Source organism: Corynebacterium sp. J010B-136 (genome assembly GCF_002967075.1).
In the GTDB taxonomy this organism is placed as follows: domain Bacteria; phylum Actinomycetota; class Actinomycetes; order Mycobacteriales; family Mycobacteriaceae; genus Corynebacterium.
Genome location: NZ_PUGE01000001.1, coordinates 465,377 through 484,735, shown reverse-complemented (window position 1 = coordinate 484,735; position 19,359 = coordinate 465,377). Strand labels below are relative to the sequence as shown.

At 54.7% G+C, this 19,359-nt stretch carries 12 protein-coding genes and 1 riboswitch; of the genes, 11 read left to right on the top strand and 1 reads right to left on the bottom strand.

Going from position 1 to position 19,359, the window contains the following annotated elements:
* Window positions 1–3: 3 nt before the first annotated feature.
* Complete coding sequence (locus C5Y44_RS02165) at window positions 4–1,014, top strand: NADP-dependent oxidoreductase (protein WP_105323444.1); 1,011 nt, start codon at window positions 4–6, stop codon at window positions 1,012–1,014.
* Here C5Y44_RS02165 and C5Y44_RS02160 read toward each other — a convergent pair.
* A complete protein-coding gene (locus tag C5Y44_RS02160; protein ID WP_105323443.1) occupies window positions 1,011–1,967 on the bottom strand; it encodes a DUF3068 domain-containing protein in 957 nt (318 codons plus the stop codon). The genes C5Y44_RS02165 and C5Y44_RS02160 overlap by 4 nt on opposite strands.
* Window positions 1,968–2,472: 505 nt before the next feature.
* On the opposite strand from C5Y44_RS02160, the gene C5Y44_RS02155 reads away from it, so the two are divergent.
* The 10 genes from C5Y44_RS02155 to tuf all read left to right on the top strand — a co-directional run bounded on the left by C5Y44_RS02155 (window position 2,473) and on the right by tuf (window position 19,154).
* Entirely contained in the window at window positions 2,473–5,967 is a 3,495-nt protein-coding gene (locus C5Y44_RS02155; RefSeq protein ID WP_105323442.1) for a DNA-directed RNA polymerase subunit beta, read from the top strand.
* 110 nt (window positions 5,968–6,077) lie between these two features.
* Window positions 6,078–10,073, top strand: a complete 3,996-nt coding sequence (locus C5Y44_RS02150; protein ID WP_105323441.1) for a DNA-directed RNA polymerase subunit beta' — start codon at window positions 6,078–6,080, stop codon at window positions 10,071–10,073.
* A 134-nt stretch (window positions 10,074–10,207) separates the two neighbouring features.
* A riboswitch (TPP riboswitch) is annotated at window positions 10,208–10,324 on the top strand.
* Complete coding sequence (locus C5Y44_RS02145; RefSeq protein WP_105323664.1) at window positions 10,315–10,920, top strand: ECF transporter S component; 606 nt, start codon at window positions 10,315–10,317, stop codon at window positions 10,918–10,920. Its footprint overlaps the riboswitch before it by 10 nt.
* Complete coding sequence (locus C5Y44_RS02140; RefSeq protein WP_105323440.1) at window positions 10,920–12,293, top strand: ABC transporter ATP-binding protein; 1,374 nt, start codon at window positions 10,920–10,922, stop codon at window positions 12,291–12,293. Before C5Y44_RS02145 ends, C5Y44_RS02140 begins: the two co-directional genes overlap by 1 nt.
* On the top strand, window positions 12,286–13,053 hold the full coding sequence (locus tag C5Y44_RS02135; RefSeq protein ID WP_105323439.1) for an energy-coupling factor transporter transmembrane protein EcfT: 768 nt from the start codon (window positions 12,286–12,288) through the stop codon (window positions 13,051–13,053). The genes C5Y44_RS02140 and C5Y44_RS02135 overlap by 8 nt, the downstream gene beginning before the upstream one ends.
* 127 nt (window positions 13,054–13,180) lie before the next feature.
* On the top strand, window positions 13,181–13,927 hold the full coding sequence (locus tag C5Y44_RS02130) for an aminodeoxychorismate synthase (protein ID WP_233189786.1): 747 nt from the start codon (window positions 13,181–13,183) through the stop codon (window positions 13,925–13,927).
* A gap of 327 nt (window positions 13,928–14,254) precedes the next feature.
* Window positions 14,255–14,626 carry a 30S ribosomal protein S12 gene (gene rpsL / locus C5Y44_RS02125; protein ID WP_003848060.1) on the top strand — a complete coding sequence of 124 codons (372 nt, stop codon included), beginning with the start codon at window positions 14,255–14,257 and terminating at the stop codon, window positions 14,624–14,626.
* 6 nt (window positions 14,627–14,632) lie between these two features.
* Window positions 14,633–15,100, top strand: a complete 468-nt coding sequence (gene rpsG, locus C5Y44_RS02120) for a 30S ribosomal protein S7 (protein WP_066792418.1) — start codon at window positions 14,633–14,635, stop codon at window positions 15,098–15,100.
* A 348-nt stretch (window positions 15,101–15,448) separates the two neighbouring features.
* Entirely contained in the window at window positions 15,449–17,578 is a 2,130-nt protein-coding gene (gene fusA, locus C5Y44_RS02115) for an elongation factor G (protein WP_105323437.1), read from the top strand.
* 385 nt (window positions 17,579–17,963) lie between these two features.
* Entirely contained in the window at window positions 17,964–19,154 is a 1,191-nt protein-coding gene (gene tuf / locus C5Y44_RS02110) for an elongation factor Tu (protein ID WP_105323436.1), read from the top strand.
* Window positions 19,155–19,359 lie beyond the last annotated feature (205 nt).

Genomic DNA, 19,359 nt, shown 5'->3' with positions numbered 1-19,359 from the left:
TTCATGTCCAATTCCACAAGCACTCAAATTCAGCTGGTTAACCGCCCAACCGGTTGGCCTAGCCACGATGATTTCCGCACTGCAACTATTGAATATGGCGACTTAGAACTTGGCCAGGTGCGCGTGCGCAATGAGTTTGTGTCGGTTGATCCGTATATGCGCGGGCGCATGAATGACACCCGCAGCTATGTTGTTCCCTTCGCTTTGGGAGAGACGATTACTGGCGGTGCTGTCGGCCGCGTGATTGAATCTGAATCTGATGCCTTGCCAGTGGGCACCCCTGTTTTGCACCAGCATGGCTGGAGCGATGTCATCCAGGCTGATGCGGAAACCTTCCGTCCCGTGCCAGATATTGAAGGCCTACCGCTTTCAGTGCATCTGCATATTTTGGGAATGACTGGTTTGACCGCTTATGTTGGCTTGACCGCGATTGCAGGCATGAAAGAAGGCGATACCGTCTTTGTCTCCGGTGCCGCTGGCGCCGTGGGTACAGCGGTTGGCCAAATTGCCAAGCAACTGGGAGCGAGCCGAGTTATCGGTTCTGCTGGTTCGGCCGAAAAAATCGCGCTGCTGACGCAGAAGTATGGCTATGACGAGGCCTTTAATTACAAGGAAGTCAATGTCCGCGAACAGCTTCCTGTCTCCGCACCCGACGGTGTCGATGCCTACTTCGATAATGTTGGCGGCGATCATTTAGAAGCTGCTTTAGATGCCATGAATGATGGCGGCCGTATCGCACTATGTGGAGCTATCTCAGGCTATAACACCACCGACCGCACGCCGGGGCCTGACAACATGGCAAATATCATCACCCGTGGCCTGAAGCTGGAAGGCTTTACATTGGCGAACTACTTACATCACGCTCCGGCATTCCGGGACAAGATGACCACGTGGTTCGCGCAAGGCAAGATTGCCTATGACGAGACCGTAGTCGACGGCATTGAAAATACCGTCGATGCATTCCTGGATATGATGCGTGGGGCAAATACCGGCAAAATGCTGGTGCGAATTTAGCTCTTACGCCGCGGCCAGAAGGTGCCGATAGCACCTAGGACAATGAGCACGCCGCCGCCAATCAACAGGCCAAGACGAACGTTGTGCGCGGTGGCTTCTCGCGGTACCTTCGCTGCCTGGGCGAGCATCGCCGAGCGGTCTTCCTCTGAGCTTGCTGCTTGAAGTACGAGCGCATCGTGGTCAGCGTTGCCTTCGCGATCAGCGTAATAGTCGTGGATGTCGACATCGAGGCCAACCAAGAGGCCGGTTTCCTGATCGACGTAGAGATCACGCGTGCCAGAGTGGAAGAGGTAACCTGCCTCGGTGCCGCCGTCTTCGGTTTCTAAAGTCGTAGTGTTGAAAGCGCCAGCGTAGAGCGTGGCTACATTTTCAGGTGCGATGTCCTGGTGGTAGCGGTATACCGTGCGGCCATCAATATCGAGTTCTTCTTCAAAGACTGCATCGCGGGCAGCCCGCAAAGTCGGGTCGAATGCTGGATAAGTGGTCTTTTCCGCATTTGACGGGAACTTAAACCAATAGCCTTCCACGGCAGACGTCGCCATAGGGGAGGCCAACTGATAGCTGATATCTGCCTCGCTAGTGGCCTCGCCGGTGACGCGATCAATGGAATAATTCCAAATCTGGGCTTGTACCAAATTGGAAATCGCGTCGTCATTGGCGTGACCACGCAAAATCGATTCACCAATGCTTACTGTCGCATTATCGGCATCCGCCGGTTCTTGAAGATCCACATGCATCTGATAGGTCACAGGACCTGTGTACTCATCGGTGCCGTCTTCACTAAATTCTAAAGCCGCGCCATCCTCGTCAGTCAGCGTGTACGTTGCGCCAGATAAATCGAGGGGTAAACGGGCGCTAGTGTGAAGAAACTGCGGAGCGATAATGCCCGCAACCAGCAGTGCAGCGCCGAGACCTAGCAGCACAATGGAGATAACTCGAGACTTTGGCAGCATGGGTATGTAGTCTACCTTCCGCGTGTGCGAAGCCGACGCGCGCGGGGCGCATTTTTAATAATCTCTACAATGCGTGGTAGATTGCCGCGGTAGGACACCGCATGCAATGTGGTACTAGTTCGCGCACGTTTGATTTATTCCTCCGTGAGCCCAAGCTGATTCTCCGCTGGGCACAAGACCGCAGGCTGAACAAGCCTTGTCTGTGGTTGGGAATCCGCGCAGCGCATGCACTACAATGATCCGGAGTAGCACATGCATTAGTCGGTGTTAAATAAAAAAGTCAAGTCTGACTTTACATGGGGGCAAAGTTGGACTAGGCTATTTCTTTGCGCTGGAATCCGGATCTTCAGTGCGCATTTAGCCTTGGCGAGCAGCGATGGTAAAGCTGATTTGACAGGGTGATTTTGTGCTATCTGAACCCGACTATTCCACAGCAGACCGAATGCTAAATCTACCAGCGGTTTTCGTTCCTCAAGGTGGTTCTTGAGAGGACGTTCCGCGTGAGGTGCTGGAAGGACCCATCTTGGCAGTCTCCCGCCAGACCAAGTCAGTGGCCAATATCCCTGGAGCCCCGAAGCGTTATTCGTTCGCTAAAATTAGCGAGCCAATTGCGGTTCCCGGCCTCCTTGATCTACAACTTGAATCCTTTGCATGGCTCATCGGCACGCCTGAATGGCGTGAGCGTCAGCAGGAAGAGCGTGGTCAAGACCATGTCTCCTCTGGCCTCGAAGATATCTTGGCAGAGTTGTCTCCAATTCAGGACTACTCCGGCAACATGTCTTTGTCGCTGTCTGAGCCACGCTTTGAGCCGGTGAAAAACACCGTCGATGAGTGCAAGGAAAAGGACATCAACTACTCTGCACCGCTGTATGTCACGGCAGAGTTCATCAACAACGACACCCAGGAAATTAAGTCCCAGACTGTTTTCATTGGTGACTTCCCAATGATGACCGATGAAGGCACCTTCATTGTCAACGGCACCGAGCGTGTTGTTGTTTCTCAGCTGGTGCGTTCCCCTGGTGTCTACTTTGACCAGACTATTGATAAGTCCACGGAGCGTCCTTTGCACGCCGTGAAGGTCATCCCATCCCGCGGTGCATGGCTCGAATTCGACGTGGACAAGCGCGACACCGTTGGTGTGCGTATTGACCGTAAGCGTCGTCAGCCAGTCACTGTCTTGCTGAAGGCATTGGGCTGGACCGAAGAACAGATCCGCGAGCGCTTCGGCTTCTCCGAGTTGATGATGTCGACTCTGGAGTCCGATGGTATTGCGAACACCGACGAAGCTTTGCTGGAAATCTACCGCAAGCAGCGTCCAGGTGAGCAGCCTACTCGCGATCTTGCACAGTCCTTGCTGGACAACTCCTTCTTCCGTGCAAAGCGCTACGATCTCGCACGCGTTGGCCGCTACAAGGTCAACCGTAAGCTGGGTCTTGGTGGCGATCATGAGGGTCTGATGACCCTGACCGAAGAAGACATTGCAGTCACCCTGGAGTACTTGGTTCGTCTGCACACCGGTGAGCGTGAGATGAAGGCACCTAACGGTGACATCATTCCAATTAACACCGATGACATCGACCACTTTGGTAACCGTCGTCTGCGCACCGTTGGCGAGCTGATCCAAAACCAGGTTCGCGTTGGTCTGTCCCGCATGGAGCGTGTTGTGCGTGAGCGCATGACCACGCAGGATGCTGAGTCGATCACTCCTACCTCGTTGATCAACGTTCGTCCGGTATCGGCAGCTATTCGTGAATTCTTCGGTACTTCACAGCTGTCGCAGTTTATGGATCAGAACAACTCGCTGTCGGGTCTGACCCACAAGCGTCGTTTGTCTGCGCTAGGCCCGGGTGGTCTGTCCCGTGAGCGCGCTGGCATTGAGGTTCGAGACGTTCACCCATCTCACTACGGCCGTATGTGCCCAATTGAGACTCCCGAAGGTCCGAACATTGGTCTGATCGGTTCTTTGGCTTCTTATGCTCGCGTGAATGCTTTCGGCTTCATCGAAACTCCTTACCGCAAGGTAGAAAACGGTCGCGTCACCGATGAGGTTCACTACCTCACCGCTGATGAGGAAGACCGTTACGCTATCGGCCAGGCAGAAGTTGAGCAGGACGCTGACGGCAACATCATTGATGACCGTATTGAGGTTCGCCTCAAGGACGGCGATATCGGCGTGACCGATGCCAATGGTGTTGACTTTGTTGACGTTTCACCTCGTCAGATGGTCTCTGTTGGTACCGCCATGATTCCTTTCTTGGAGCACGACGATGCTAACCGTGCACTGATGGGTGCGAACATGCAGAAGCAGGCTGTTCCACTGGTTCGTGCTGAGGCACCTTATGTTGGTACCGGTATGGAGCTGCGCGCTGCATACGATGCTGGCGATATGGTCATCACTCCAAAGGCGGGCGTTGTAGAAAACGTGAACGCTGATCTCATCACCATCATGGATGATGAGGGCATTCGCGATACCTACATGCTGCGCAAGTTTGAGCGCACCAACCAGGGCACCAACTACAACCAGACGCCTTTGGTCAACATGGGCGACCGCGTTGAGGCTGGCCAAGTTTTGGCTGATGGTCCTGGTACCCACAATGGCGAAATGTCCTTGGGACGTAACCTGCTCGTGGCATTTATGCCATGGGAAGGCCACAACTACGAGGACGCAATCATCTTGAGCCAGCGCATTGTGGAAGAGGACATCTTGACCTCTATCCACATCGAAGAGCACGAGATTGACGCTCGCGATACCAAGCTGGGTGCAGAAGAGATCACCCGTGAGATTCCAAACGTGTCCGAAGATGTTCTTCGTGACTTGGATGACCGCGGCATCATCCGAGTCGGTGCCGATGTTCGCCCAGGCGACATCCTCGTCGGTAAGGTCACCCCGAAGGGCGAAACCGAGCTGACCCCAGAAGAGCGTCTTTTGCGCGCAATCTTCGGTGAGAAGGCTCGTGAAGTTCGCGATACTTCCATGAAGGTTCCACACGGTGAAACCGGCAAGGTCATTGGCGTTGCTCGTTTCTCCCGCGATGAAGATGATGATTTGGCACCTGGTGTCAATGAAATGATCCGCGTCTACGTGGCTCAGAAGCGTAAGATTCAGGACGGCGATAAGCTCGCTGGACGCCACGGCAACAAGGGTGTTGTCGGTAAGGTTCTGCCACCAGAGGACATGCCATTTATGGCAGACGGTACTCCTGTTGACGTCATCTTGAACACCCATGGTGTTCCACGTCGTATGAACATTGGTCAGGTTCTGGAGCTGCACTTGGGCTGGCTGGCACACACCGGCTGGAAGGTTGACACCGAGGATCCAAAGAACGCTGAGTTGCTTAAGACTTTGCCGCAGGAGCTTTACGATGTTCCAGCGGATTCCTTGACCGCAACGCCTGTGTTCGACGGTGCTACCAACGAAGAGATTTCTCGACTGCTGGCGTCTTCGAAGCCAAACCGTGATGGCGACGTCATGATCGACGAAGACGGCAAGACTGTACTCTTTGATGGTCGTTCAGGTGAGCCGTACCAGTACCCAATTTCGGTTGGTTACATGTACATGCTGAAGCTGCACCACCTCATTGATGAGAAGATTCACGCCCGTTCCACCGGTCCTTACTCCATGATTACCCAGCAGCCTTTGGGTGGTAAGGCACAGTTCGGTGGCCAGCGCTTTGGTGAGATGGAGGTGTGGGCAATGCAGGCATACGGCGCTGCCTACACCCTGCAGGAACTGCTGACCATCAAGTCCGATGACGTTGTGGGCCGCGTGAAGGTCTACGAGGCAATTGTTAAGGGCGACAACATTCCGGATCCAGGTATTCCTGAGTCCTTCAAGGTGTTGCTCAAGGAGCTGCAGTCCCTGTGTCTGAACGTGGAAGTTCTTTCCGCAGACGGCACCCCAATGGAACTTTCTGGCTCTGATGATGACGATATGGAATCTGGTTCTTCCATGGGCATTAACTTGTCCCGTGATGAGGGCTCTTCCGCAGATATCGCTTAACGAGTGCTATGCGTTCCCGGTGTGAAAGCACCGGGAACGGACGAAACGTTATTTAGAACTAAAAGCCAATCAACTTCCTCCGCTTTAGGAGGATGAAAGGGAGACGTTACGTGTTCGACGTAAATCTCTTCGACGAGCTTCGTATTGGACTGGCCACCGCCGACGACATTCGCCGTTGGTCTAAGGGCGAGGTTAAGAAGCCTGAGACCATTAACTACCGCACCTTGAAGCCAGAAAAGGACGGCCTTTTCTGTGAGCGTATCTTCGGCCCTACCCGTGACTGGGAGTGCCAGTGTGGTAAGTACAAGCGTGTCCGCTACAAGGGCATCATTTGTGAGCGCTGTGGCGTTGAGGTCACCAAGTCCAAGGTTCGTCGTGAACGCATGGGCCACATTGAGCTCGCTGCTCCAGTGACCCACATCTGGTACTTCAAGGGTGTCCCATCCCGTTTGGGCTACCTGTTGGACCTGGCTCCTAAGGATCTGGAGCGCATCATTTACTTCGCAGCTAACATCATCACCTCTGTTGATGACGAGGCTCGCCACAACGACCTGTCAACTCTTGAGGGCGAAATGCTCTTGGAGAAGAAGGACGTAGAAGATGACGTCAATGCAGAAATTGCAGAGCGCGCATCCAAGCTGGAAGACGACCTGGCTGCTCTAGAAGCAGAAGGCGCTAAGGCTGATGCTCGCCGCAAGGTTCAGAATGCTGCTGATAAGGAAATGCAGCACATTCGTGAACGCGGTGAGCGCGAAATTGCACGCCTTGACGAAATCTGGAACACCTTCAACAAGCTGGCTCCAAAGCAGATGATCATTGATGAGACCATCTACGAAGAGCTGGTTGACCGCTACGAAGATTACTTCACCGGCGGCATGGGTGCAGAAGCTATTCAGACCCTAATCCGCAACTTCGACCTCGATGCAGAGGCAGAAGAACTGCGCGATGTCATCAACAATGGCAAGGGCCAGAAGAAGATGCGCGCGCTGAAGCGTTTGAAGGTTGTCGCAGCATTCCAGCGTTCGGGCAACGACCCAGCTGGCATGGTTTTGGATGCGATCCCAGTGATTCCACCAGAGCTGCGCCCAATGGTTCAGCTTGACGGTGGCCGTTTCGCGACCTCCGACTTGAATGACCTGTACCGTCGCGTAATCAACCGCAACAACCGTCTCAAGCGCATGATCGATCTCGGCGCACCTGAGATCATCGTGAACAACGAGAAGCGCATGCTGCAGGAATCTGTTGACGCGCTCTTCGACAACGGTCGTCGTGGCCGCCCAGTTTCTGGCCCAGGTAGCCGCCCACTGAAGTCCTTGAGCGACCTGCTCAAGGGTAAGCAGGGTCGTTTCCGTCAGAACCTGCTGGGTAAGCGTGTTGACTACTCCGGTCGTTCGGTAATTATTGTTGGTCCTCAGCTGAAGCTGCACGAGTGTGGTCTTCCAAAGCTGATGGCACTGGAGCTGTTCAAGCCATTCGTTATGAAGCGTCTGGTTGAAAACGACTACGCGCAGAACATTAAGTCTGCAAAGCGCATGGTTGAGCGTCAGCGCCCAGAGGTATGGGACGTTCTGGAAGAAGCTATTTCCGAGCACCCAGTACTTCTGAACCGTGCACCAACCCTGCACCGTCTTGGTATCCAGGCATTCGAGCCAAAGCTGGTTGAAGGTAAGGCTATTCAGCTGCACCCACTGGCTTGTGAAGCTTTCAACGCCGACTTCGACGGCGACCAGATGGCAGTCCACCTGCCACTGTCCGCAGAAGCACAGGCTGAAGCTCGCGTGCTGATGTTGTCCTCGAACAACATTTTGTCCCCAGCATCCGGTAAGCCACTGGCTATGCCGCGTCTGGACATGGTTACCGGTTTGTACTTCCTCACCATGAACAAGGGCGAGGATGAAATCGGTGGCAATGGCCGCTACGCACCAGCTGATGACAATGGCCCAGCACAGGGTGTGTACTCCTCCTACGCTGAAGCGATCATGGCTTATGACCGTGGCGTACTTGGTCTGCAGGCACCGATCAAGGTTCGTATTGATCACCTGCGTCCAACCGAAGCAATTGAGGCAGCGCAGTTCCCAGATGGCTGGACCAAGGGCGAATCCTGGATGGCTGAGACCACCCTGGGACGCATCATGTTCAATGAGCTTCTGCCATGGAACTACCCATACCTTGAAGGTGTCATGGTCCGTAAGGGCGGCTCCAAGGACATTGTCCTGCTTGGTGACGTCATCAACGACCTGGCTATCAAGTACCCAATGATTACCGTTGCACAGGTACTGGACAAGATGAAGGATGCCGGTTTCTACTGGGCAACCCGTTCTTGTGTCACCATTACCATGCACGACGTTCTGGTTCTTCCAAATAAGACCGACATGCTTGAGTCTTACGAGAAGGAAGCAGAACGCATCGAGCGCAAGTACTGGGATCAGGGTGCGCTGACTGAGCGTGAGCGCTACGACCGTCTGGTTGAGCTCTGGAAGAATGCAACCGACTCCGTGGGTAACGCGGTTGAGGCACTGTACCCAGATGACAACCCAATTCCGATGATCGTTAAGTCTGGTGCAGCAGGTAACATGCGTCAGATTTGGACCCTGGCCGGCATGAAGGGCATGGTTGTGAACTCCAAGGGTGACTACATCACCCGTCCGATCAAGACCTCCTTCCGTGAAGGTCTGTCGGTTCTGGAGTACTTCAACAACTCCCACGGTTCCCGTAAGGGTCTGGCGGATACCGCTCTGCGTACCGCTGACTCCGGCTACCTGACCCGTCGTCTGGTTGACGTTGCGCAGGATGTCATCGTTCGCGAAGACGACTGTGGCACCCGTCAGGGCGTTCGCGTCCCAATCGGTGAGGAAATCGCCGAAGGGACCTACGCTGTTCACGAGCTGTGGGAAACCTCAGCATCTGGCCGCGTTGTTGCAACCGACGTCAAGGATGCTGAAGGCAACGTTGTTGCTGAAGCTGGCTCGGACCTGACTGAGGAACTGACGGAGAAGCTGGTTAACGCTGGCATCACCGAAGTTAAGGTACGTTCCGTACTGACTTGTCAGACTCCAGCCGGTGTTTGTGCGAAGTGCTACGGCAAGTCCATGGCTTCCGGCAACTTGGTTGATATCGGCGAAGCCGTCGGTATTGTTGCTGCTCAGTCCATTGGTGAGCCTGGTACCCAGCTGACCATGCGTACCTTCCACCAGGGTGGTGTCGGTGGCGATATTACCGGTGGTCTGCCACGTGTTCAGGAACTGTTTGAGGCACGTAACCCGAAGAACCGTGCACCAATTGCATCCGTCGACGGCACGATCTCACTGTCTGATGAAGGCAACTTCTGGACTTTGACGATTACCCCAGATGACGGCTCGGATAACGTGGTCTACGAGAAGCTGTCGAAGCGTCAGGGCCTGGCTCAGGTTCGTCGTCCGATGGAATCCAACCCGAACGCAATGATCGAGCGCTCCCTGCGCGACGGTGACCACGTCACCACCGGTCTGCGTCTGATGCGCGGTGCTGCTGACCCACACGACGTGCTTGAGGTTCTCGGCCGCCGTGGTGTGGAAAAGCACCTCATCGACGAGGTTCAAGCTGTTTACCGCACCCAGGGTGTAGCCATCCACGACAAGCACATCGAGATCATCATCCGTCAGATGCTGCGTCGCGGTACCGTTATCGATGCTGGTAACACCGATCTGCTGCCAGGTACTCTGGTTGACCTTTCTGAGGCTCGCCAGATCAACGCTGGTATGCAGGCAGAGGGCAAGGAACCAGCACAGCTGCGTTCTGAGATTATGGGTATTACCAAGGCTTCCTTGGCTACCGAGTCTTGGCTGTCTGCGGCGTCCTTCCAGGAGACCACCCGCGTGCTTACCGATGCCGCTATCAACAAGCGCTCCGATAAGCTCATCGGTCTGAAGGAGAACGTCATCATCGGTAAGCTGATCCCAGCTGGTACTGGTATCTCGCGTTACCGCAACATCTCCGTCAAGCCAACCGAGGCAGCTCGCAATGCGGCTTACTCGATTCCGACTTACGGCGATTCCATCTACGGTGACGACGGCTTCGGTGAATTCACCGGCGCTTCCGTCCCACTGGATGAGGACTTCACCTTCTAGTCCAACTCCCGTGTTCAACGGCTTCGGCTGTTTAACACCGCAGCGCCCGTGCTATTGATTGATTTTCGGTAGCGCGGGCGCTGCTTTGTTATTTGCGCAGGTTATGCGGGCTCTGGTAGGTATTGAAGGGCATCATATTCATTTACGGGTGCTCGCAAGCAAAGTGCGGGCTGAGACCTTGGCGCAGGCGCTGGGAAACCGTCGAACTTGAACCGGATAATGCCGGCGAAAGGATAAAGAAGTGGTTACTCAAGTTAACCCTGCTCGCTCTTTAAATTGGCGAGTCGTAGATATCATCGTTGCCTCCATCCTCGCAGTTGCCTGCGGGTTGGTCTTCGTCTTTTGGAATTCGGTGGGATACGCCTGGTTCATGGCAATGGATGCGCTCACTCCGGGCCTCGGTGGCATTGCCACAGGTATTTGGCTTGCAGGTGGTGTTATCGGCGCGTTGGTTATCCGTAAACCAGGCGCAGCGATTTATGTAGAAACTCTAGCGGCGACTGTCTCCGCGGTATTTGGTTCCCAGTGGGGCCCAGAAACTCTTTACTCCGGTCTTGCCCAAGGCTTAGGCGTAGAGATTGTCTTCGCAATCTTCCTCTACCGCCGCTTTAGCTTGATGGTCGCCATGCTCGGCGGCATTGGTGCCGCGCTCGGTGCATTTGTGCTGGAGCTTTTCACCTCGGCAAATATCGCCAAGTCGCTGGAGTTTAACCTGATCTACCTGGCTTGTCTCATCGTTTCGGGTGCTATCTTGGCCGGTGCCTTGAGCTACTTTACGGTTAAAGCTTTAGCGAAAACCGGCGCCTTGGACCGCTTTGCTGTGGGACGGGAACAGCGCGCGCTGTAATGTCACAAATCTTATTGCGCGGTGCCACGTGGCAGCATGCTGGTCGCCGCACCCCAGCTATTTCCGATATTGATATCCGCGTCGAACGCGGTGAGCGAATCCTGCTCGCTGGTGATTCCGGCTCGGGGAAATCGACGCTGCTTTCAGCACTCGCTGGAGTACTTGGCGGAGATGATGAAGGTACCCTGCGTGGTGAGCTCACCATTAACGCCGCCGCAGTGGGTTTGGTTCTGCAAGATCCGGACTCTCAAGTCATTGCCTCACGCGTTGGCGATGACGTGGCTTTCGGCTGCGAAAACCTCGGCCTTCCACGCGAGGAAATCTGGCGGCGAGTGCATCAAGCACTTGAAATGGTGGGCTTAAATCTAAGCCTTGACCATCCCACCGCACGGTTGTCCGGCGGACAAAAACAGCGCCTTGCGCTGGCAGGTGTAATCGCCATGGGAGCCAAGATTATCTTGCTCGATGAACCCACAGCGAACCTCGACCCGCACGGTGCAGCCGATGTTGTCGCAGCCGTTGACCACGTGGTTAAAGAAACCGGCGCAACTCTCATTGTCATTGAGCACAACTATGCGCAGTGGGAACACGTATTAAACCGGGCTATTGTTTTAGAACACGGAAACCTTATCTACGACGGGGAAGCGGCACCAGCTATTGCCGAACGGCGCATTACCGGGTTGCCCACGGCATCGCCGGTGCCTGTCGATGCTCCGGCAGCGCTGTGGTCGCATAACCTTGTGACCCGCTTTGGTCCGGCACGCACACTGTCCATTCCGCAGGGTGCATCGACGGTGATTACTGGTGCCAACGGCTCTGGCAAAACTACCTGGTTGATGACGATGGCAGGGTTGATTTCTCCCGTGGCAGGGGAGTTGGGCTACTCGGAAGAGATTCGCCGCGGCTTGGCAAAATCCCCACACACGTGGAGCTCTGCTCAGCTGGCGCAGCGCATTGGTTTTGTGTTTCAAAACCCCGAGCACCAATTCGTCGCCCGCAGTGTGATCGAAGAAATGCGGGTGGGACCCAAAGTGGTCGGTCCCTTAGTGAGGGGATCTAACCAGGGAGTAGAAGAGCGCATCGACAAGCTCTTGCAACGCCTGCGGCTGGAGTCTTTGGTTGAAGCCAACCCCTTTACCTTGTCTGGTGGCGAAAAGCGCCGACTATCTGTGGCCACTGCTTTGGTCACAGCACCGAGTGCTGTCCTTTTAGATGAGCCCACTTTTGGCCAAGACCCGCAAACTTTTAAAGAACTGGTCTTTATGATTCGCGAACTGGTTGATGAGGGCATTACTGTCGCATCAATTACCCACGATGAACTATTTATCAATGCTTTGGCCGATGCCCACCTGGTGGTGAGCGCGCATGCCTAATGTTTTGACCGGTGTGAACCCGTTGACGCGGTTGGCGGTCATTATCTTGGTGACGACACCGCTGCTGTTGTCTGTGGACTGGGTGAGCGCAGCTGTTTCCCTCGTGATTACCTTATTGTGCGCACCGTTGTGCGGTGTGAGCTGGTGGCGTCTACTCAAAATGTCTTGGCCGCTATTTATCATCGCGCCGATATCGGGGATATCGATGCTGCTCTATGCTCAAGAAGGTGGGAGGGAGTATTTCTCCTTCTTCCTCGCGACGGTAACGGATAATTCCATCGAACTAGCGGTGGCGATGATGCTGCGTGTGCTTTCTGTCGCCCTGCCGGTGATTGTGCTGGCGCGCGATATCGACCCGACGGAATTAGGCGACGCCCTGGCGCAAATCTTGAAACTTCCTGCCCGCTTTGTCATCGGTGCGGTAGCCGGCGTACGCATGCTGACCCTGTTTAAAGATGATTGGCAAGCAATGGGGCAAGCTCGTCGTGCACGCGGACTTGCTGACCGCGGGCGCATCAGCCATCTGGTGAGCATGACTTTTGGCCTGCTGGTTCTCGCGCTGCGCCGCGGTGGGAAACTAGCCACGGCCATGGAAGCCCGCGGATTTGGCAGGCCCATCACTACTTCGCCGCGTACCTGGGCACGGGAATCGAAGCTCGTGCGTACGGACTGGATAATCATGGCTTTCGGAGTGCTGCTGGCAAGCTTGCCGGTGATAATTTCTGTCGTGTCAGGCTCCTGGCGCTTTTTGGGCTTGTAAATACGCTTGTAAGATAGACAGCGTAAAGTCGGACAAAAGCACTCAATCCGCCTAACATGGATTAGATAAAGTTCTAGCTTAAATCGTGTGGCAAAAGCATTTGAAAGGTGTGGCTAGGAAAGTCTTTGTGGCTCATCCCAACTCCATGACTCTGATTATTAACACCACCATTGACCCAGCGACGCAGTCTGAAGGCGTGCCCAGTGGGTTTCCGCCAGCCGAAGCTAGCCAAGCAGAGCCGGCAACACGTGTTCCCGGGCAAGACGTCCAGGATGAAGACCCGCCGGAAGTTATTGAAACCACGTCTTTTGTGCAGGCACAAGACCTGTTAGAAGAAAATATTGAACGCCTTGCACAAGCGCGCAATAAGCCAATGAAGCCGGTTACCGTGCTTATCGATGGCCCCTCGGGCGCCGGCAAAACCTGGTTCGCCGCGCGCTTGGCGGAACATATGGGTTGGCAGACAGTCCACCTGGACGAGTTTTACCCCGGTTGGCACGGGCTGCAAAAAGGCAGCGAGATGGTTAACAGCCAAGTTCTGCGAAAAATGAATCCCGGCTTTTGGCGCTGGGATTGGAATGCGCATGCTCCTGCCGAGTGGTTTAGCCTCGACGGCCGTGACAATTTGATTGTCGAAGGCGTAGGTGCGATAAGCGCTGACAATATTGCCGCTGCGTATAAGCGTGGTTCGGTAGTAACCGTCATGGTCACGGGCCCGCGCGAAGCCCGCAGAACCCGCGCCTTGGATAGGGATGAGGGCTACGAAGAATGGTTTGAAACGTGGGAAAGCCAAGAAGCAGAGCACTTCGCGAACTTATTGGAGACTGACCTCAAGCCAGACCTGCTGTGGCAGTGGCAATACGCTGCGTCGTAGTGGCGTCTTCGGCCCCGCACTACGCCGCTATCGGTTATGGATCAGCGCAGATCAGCGTGGTCAAAGACTGTTTGTAAAACCCCACTGGCTTTGGTAGTGTCGGTAAAGGTTCGTTGCATTATGTGACGAAGAGTCTGATCCTTTTCTCAGCAAAGCACACCAGTCAGTTGTGACTCGGTGGGGAATAGGTATCTGGACACGCGGAAGGACCCCGGAAAAGAGTCCTCATTTTTGCGTGTTTAGGCACCTGTTTCTCACCGGAGAGCACCTACAAGTGAGTTATTAAAAGCTGAGGCAAGTAATTTCTACCGATAAGAAAGACTGATAATGCCAACTATTCAGCAGCTGGTCCGCAAGGGCCGCAATACTCCGCGCACGAAGGTTGCTACCGCTGCGCTGAAGGGTTCCCCTCAGCGTCGTGGCGTTTGCACCCGCGTGTACACCACCACTCCTAAGAAGCCTAACTCCGCTCTGCGTAAGGTTGCCCGTGTGCGCCTGACCACCGGTATTGAGGTTTCCGCATACATCCCAGGTGAGGGCCACAACCTGCAGGAGCACTCCATGGTGCTTGTTCGCGGTGGTCGTGTGAAAGACCTTCCTGGTGTTCGCTACAAGATCGTCCGTGGTTCTTTGGATACCCAGGGTGTCAAGGACCGTAAGCAGGCCCGTTCCCGTTACGGCGCAAAGAAGGGACAGTAATAAAAAATGCGTAAGAATGCTGCTCCAAAGCGTCCCGTCGTCAAAGACCCAGTTTACAACTCTGAGCAGGTTACTCAGCTGGTAAACAAGGTTCTCATCGACGGCAAGAAGTCCACCGCAGAGCGTATCGTCTACGGCGCTCTCGAAATCTGCCGTGAGAAGACCGGCACCGAGCCAGTAGGTACCTTGGAAAAGGCTCTGGGCAACATCCGCCCTGACCTTGAGGTTCGTTCCCGCCGTGTTGGTGGCGCAACCTACCAGGTCCCAATCGAGGTTCGTCCAGACCGTGCTAACACCTTGGCGCTGCGCTGGATGGTCACCTACACCCGTCAGCGTCGTGAGAACTCCATGATCGAGCGTCTGGCAAATGAGATCTTGGATGCATCCAACGGTCTGGGCGCTTCTGTTAAGCGTCGCGAAGACACCCACAAGATGGCTGAGGCTAACCGCGCCTTCGCTCACTACCGCTGGTAGTTTGTGGCTGACCATGACCCGAGCACCACACCGGTTAAGTTCGTGTTGCATTGCTTGTCGATGCAACATCCCAAGCACGTTGAGTGACTGGGCCGGATAACTTAAAAAATGTGACTGCTCGGGTTATTGTTTTCAATGCACAGAGATCAATCTTGCATCCCGTTGACAACCTGAGTCTGTGGCGCGGGAATTATTAAGGTAAATTTCACCTGAAAATCCCTCCTTCGGGCTGCTAAAGGCCGCAATAAATGGCAAGATTGATCAAGAACTACTGTAAGTAACTGCGTTCGTGTTAAAGAAGCTTTCTTTCAACACTTACGTGACAACAAACGAGTTGGGGTATTAACCGTGGCACAAGAAGTGCTTAAGGACCTGAAGAAGGTCCGCAACATCGGCATCATGGCGCACATCGATGCTGGTAAGACCACCACGACCGAGCGTATCCTCTTCTACACCGGTATCAACCGCAAGGTAGGCGAGACCCACGACGGCGCATCCACCACTGACTGGATGGAGCAGGAGAAGGAGCGCGGTATCACCATTACCTCCGCTGCTGTTACCTGTTTCTGGGAAGGCAACCAGATCAACATCATTGACACCCCGGGTCACGTTGACTTCACCGTTGAGGTTGAGCGTTCCCTCCGTGTTCTTGATGGCGCTATCGCTGTCTTCGACGGCAAGGAAGGCGTTGAGCCACAGTCCGAGCAGGTGTGGCGTCAGGCTGCGAAGTACGACGTTCCACGTATTTGCTTCGTGAACAAGATGGACAAGATGGGTGCAGACTTCTACTACACCGTCGGCACCATCGTTGACCGCCTGGGTGCAAAGCCATTGGTTATGCAGCTGCCTATCGGCGCTGAAGATGACTTCGACGGCGTTGTTGACTTGCTCGAAATGAAGGCCCTCATGTGGCCAGGCAAGACGGAAATCGGTACTGAGGCTACTGTTCAGGAGATTCCAGCAGACATGCTGGAGAAGGCTGAAGAGTACCGCGAGAAGCTCGTTGAGACCGTTGCTGAGTCCGACGAAGAACTGATGGAGAAGTACTTCGGTGGCGAAGAACTGACCATCGATGAGCTCAAGGCTGCCATCCGCAAGATGGTTATCAACTCTGAGATCTACCCTGTTTACTGTGGTACTGCGTACCGCAACAAGGGTGTTCAGCCATTGCTCGACGCAGTTATTGACTTCCTGCCTAACCCACTGGACGTGGGCGAGGTTCACGGCCACGCTGTGGGCAATGAGGACGAGGAGCTTACCCGTAAGCCTTCCATCGATTCCCCATTCTCCGGTCTTGCGTTCAAGATTGCAGCTCACCCATTCTTCGGTCAGCTCATCTTCGTCCGCGTGTACTCCGGTAAGGTCCTGCCAGGTGATGAAGTTCAGAACACCACCAAGGGCAAGAAGGAACGTATTGGTAAGCTGTTCCAGATGCACGCCAACAAGGAAAACCCTGTTGATGAGGCAGTAGCTGGTAACATCTACGCTGTTATCGGCCTGAAGGACACCACCACCGGTGACACCCTGTCCGACCGCGCAAACCCAATCATTCTGGAGTCCATGGACTTCCCTGATCCAGTTATCAAGGTTTCCATCGAGCCTAAGACCAAGGCTGACCAGGAGAAGCTGGGTACCGCTATTCAGAAACTTGCTGCTGAGGACCCAACCTTTACCGTTGAACTTGATGAAGAGACCGGCCAGACCGTCATCGGCGGCATGGGCGAGCTTCACCTCGACGTTCTTGTTGACCGCATGAAGCGCGAATACAAGGTCGAGGCAAACATCGGTAACCCACAGGTTGCTTACCGTGAGACCATCCGCAAGGCTGTTCAGTCTCTGGATTACACTCACAAGAAGCAGACCGGTGGTTCGGGTCAGTTCGCAAAGGTTATCGTCTCCATCGAGCCTTACAACCCAGACCCATCCGAGCTGGAAGAGGGCGAGTCCGCAACCTACAAGTTCGAAAACGCCGTTACCGGTGGCCGTATTCCTCGTGAATACATCCCATCCGTTGACGCTGGTATCCAGGACGCAATGCAGTACGGATTCCTCGCAGGCTTCCCACTGGTTAACGTTAAGGCAACCCTGGAAGACGGCGCTTACCACGACGTCGACTCCTCGGAAATGGCCTTCAAGTTGGCTGGTTCCCAGGTTCTGAAGGAAGCTGTTGCAAAGGCAAAGCCAGTTCTGCTGGAGCCTTTGATGGCAGTGGAAATCACCACCCCAGAAGAGTTCATGGGCGACGTTATCGGTGACGTTAACTCCCGTCGTGGACAGGTCAATGCAATGGAAGACCGCGCTGGCGCCAAGCTTGTTAAGGCAAAGGTTCCAATGTCTGAGATGTTCGGCTATGTTGGCGACCTTCGTTCCCGCACCCAGGGCCGTGCTAACTACTCCATGGTCTTCGACTCCTACGCTGAGGTTCCTTCCTCCGTAGCTCAGGAGATCATCGAAGAGCGCACCGGCGGCTCCAAGTAAGCCACCACCCTTCGTTGCCGGGTAAAGGTTAAGCAAGCGTTTCCGCCAGTTTCGCTTGCCGATGTCGCCCGGTAGCCACTGGGAGGGTAGGGGTCACGCTGAATGAGCACATCGAAGTGTTGGTTGAGCTGGCCGTTACCCTCCTAGGATCCTAATGATTCCTGTCGAGGACTAACGTCCGCACAAATCTTCCGCGGCGTACTTTCAATCGGCCTTTAGCTGGTTTGAAAATTCCGTGGCATAAATCTAGGATCGTGTAACTGGCACGAAAAGAAAGAGTCATTTGTACTAAGAGGTATTGCTTGCGATATCCTTGGTGCAGTGACAATTGTCAACCACGTGGCTGCGAGAGTCGTAGTCACAATGAAGTCCAGGAGGACACACAGTGGCAAAGGCTAAGTTCGAGCGTACCAAGCCGCACGTAAACATCGGCACCATTGGTCACGTTGACCACGGTAAGACCACCACGACCGCAGCTATCACCAAGGTTCTGGCTGACCAGTACCCTGATGAGAACGAAGCGTTCGCTTACGACATGATCGATAAGGCTCCTGAGGAGAAGGAGCGTGGTATTACCATTAACATCTCCCACGTTGAGTACTCCACCCCTAAGCGCCACTACGCACACGTAGACGCTCCAGGCCACGCCGACTACATCAAGAACATGATTACCGGTGCTGCTCAGATGGACGGCGCTATCCTGGTTGTTGCTGCAACCGACGGCCCAATGCCACAGACCCGTGAGCACGTTCTACTTGCTCGCCAGGTTGGCGTTCCTTACATCCTCGTTGCACTGAACAAGTGCGACATGGTTGATGACGAGGAAATCATCGAGCTCGTTGAGATGGAAGTTCGTGAACTTCTGGCTGAGCAGGAGTTCGACGAGGAAGCTCCTATCGTTCACATTTCCGCTCTGGGCGCCCTGAACGGCGAAGAGAAGTGGGTACAGTCCATCGTTGACCTCATGCAGGCTTGCGATGACTCCATCCCAGACCCAGTTCGTGAAACCGATAAGCCATTCCTGATGCCTATCGAGGACATCTTCACCATTACCGGTCGTGGCACCGTTGTTACCGGTCGTGTTGAGCGTGGTCAGCTGAACGTCAACGAAGACATCGAGATCATCGGTATCCAGGAGAAGTCCCTCTCCACCACCGTTACCGGTATCGAGATGTTCCGTAAGATGATGGACTACACCGAGGCTGGCGACAACTGTGGTCTGCTTCTGCGTGGTACCAAGCGTGAAGAGGTTGAGCGCGGCCAGGTTGCTATTAAGCCAGGCGCTTACACCCCTCACCGCAAGTTCGAGGGCTCCGTCTACGTCCTGAAGAAGGAAGAGGGCGGCCGCCACACCCCATTCATGGACAACTACCGTCCACAGTTCTACTTCCGCACCACCGACGTTACCGGTGTTGTGAAGTTGCCTGAGGGTGTCGAGATGGTCATGCCTGGCGACAACGTCGACATGTCCGTTGAGCTCATCCAGCCAGTTGCTATGGACGAGGGCCTGCGCTTCGCTATTCGCGAAGGCTCCCGTACCGTCGGTGCTGGTCGTGTGACCAAGGTTGTTGAGTAAATCTTTACTCTCTAACTAACGCATAATCCGCTTTCTTCCTCTGGGAAGAAAGCGGATTTCGCTGTTTTACCTACTTGCTTAGCTTCAGGTCGTCGTCCCACCACGGTGCAGGTCGCACCACGTTGCATGTCGCACCACGAGGCAGCCGGGCTCAGCCTGATAGCCAAGCACGCTAGCCGCGCCAAGCCCGTCAGCGGCTAGCCGA

What these genes read in the sequence shown, in the direction of transcription:
- C5Y44_RS02135 (WP_105323439.1), top strand. Translation starts at nt 12,286, where the DNA reads ATGCCTAATGTTTTGACCGGTGTGAACCCGTTGACGCGGTTGGCGGTC.
- C5Y44_RS02140 (WP_105323440.1), top strand. Translation starts at nt 10,920, where the DNA reads ATGTCACAAATCTTATTGCGCGGTGCCACGTGGCAGCATGCTGGTCGC.
- C5Y44_RS02160 (WP_105323443.1), bottom strand. Translation starts at nt 1,967, where the DNA reads ATGCTGCCAAAGTCTCGAGTTATCTCCATTGTGCTGCTAGGTCTCGGC.
- rpsG (WP_066792418.1), top strand. Translation starts at nt 14,633, where the DNA reads ATGCGTAAGAATGCTGCTCCAAAGCGTCCCGTCGTCAAAGACCCAGTT.
- rpsL (WP_003848060.1), top strand. Translation starts at nt 14,255, where the DNA reads ATGCCAACTATTCAGCAGCTGGTCCGCAAGGGCCGCAATACTCCGCGC.
- C5Y44_RS02165 (WP_105323444.1), top strand. Translation starts at nt 4, where the DNA reads ATGTCCAATTCCACAAGCACTCAAATTCAGCTGGTTAACCGCCCAACC.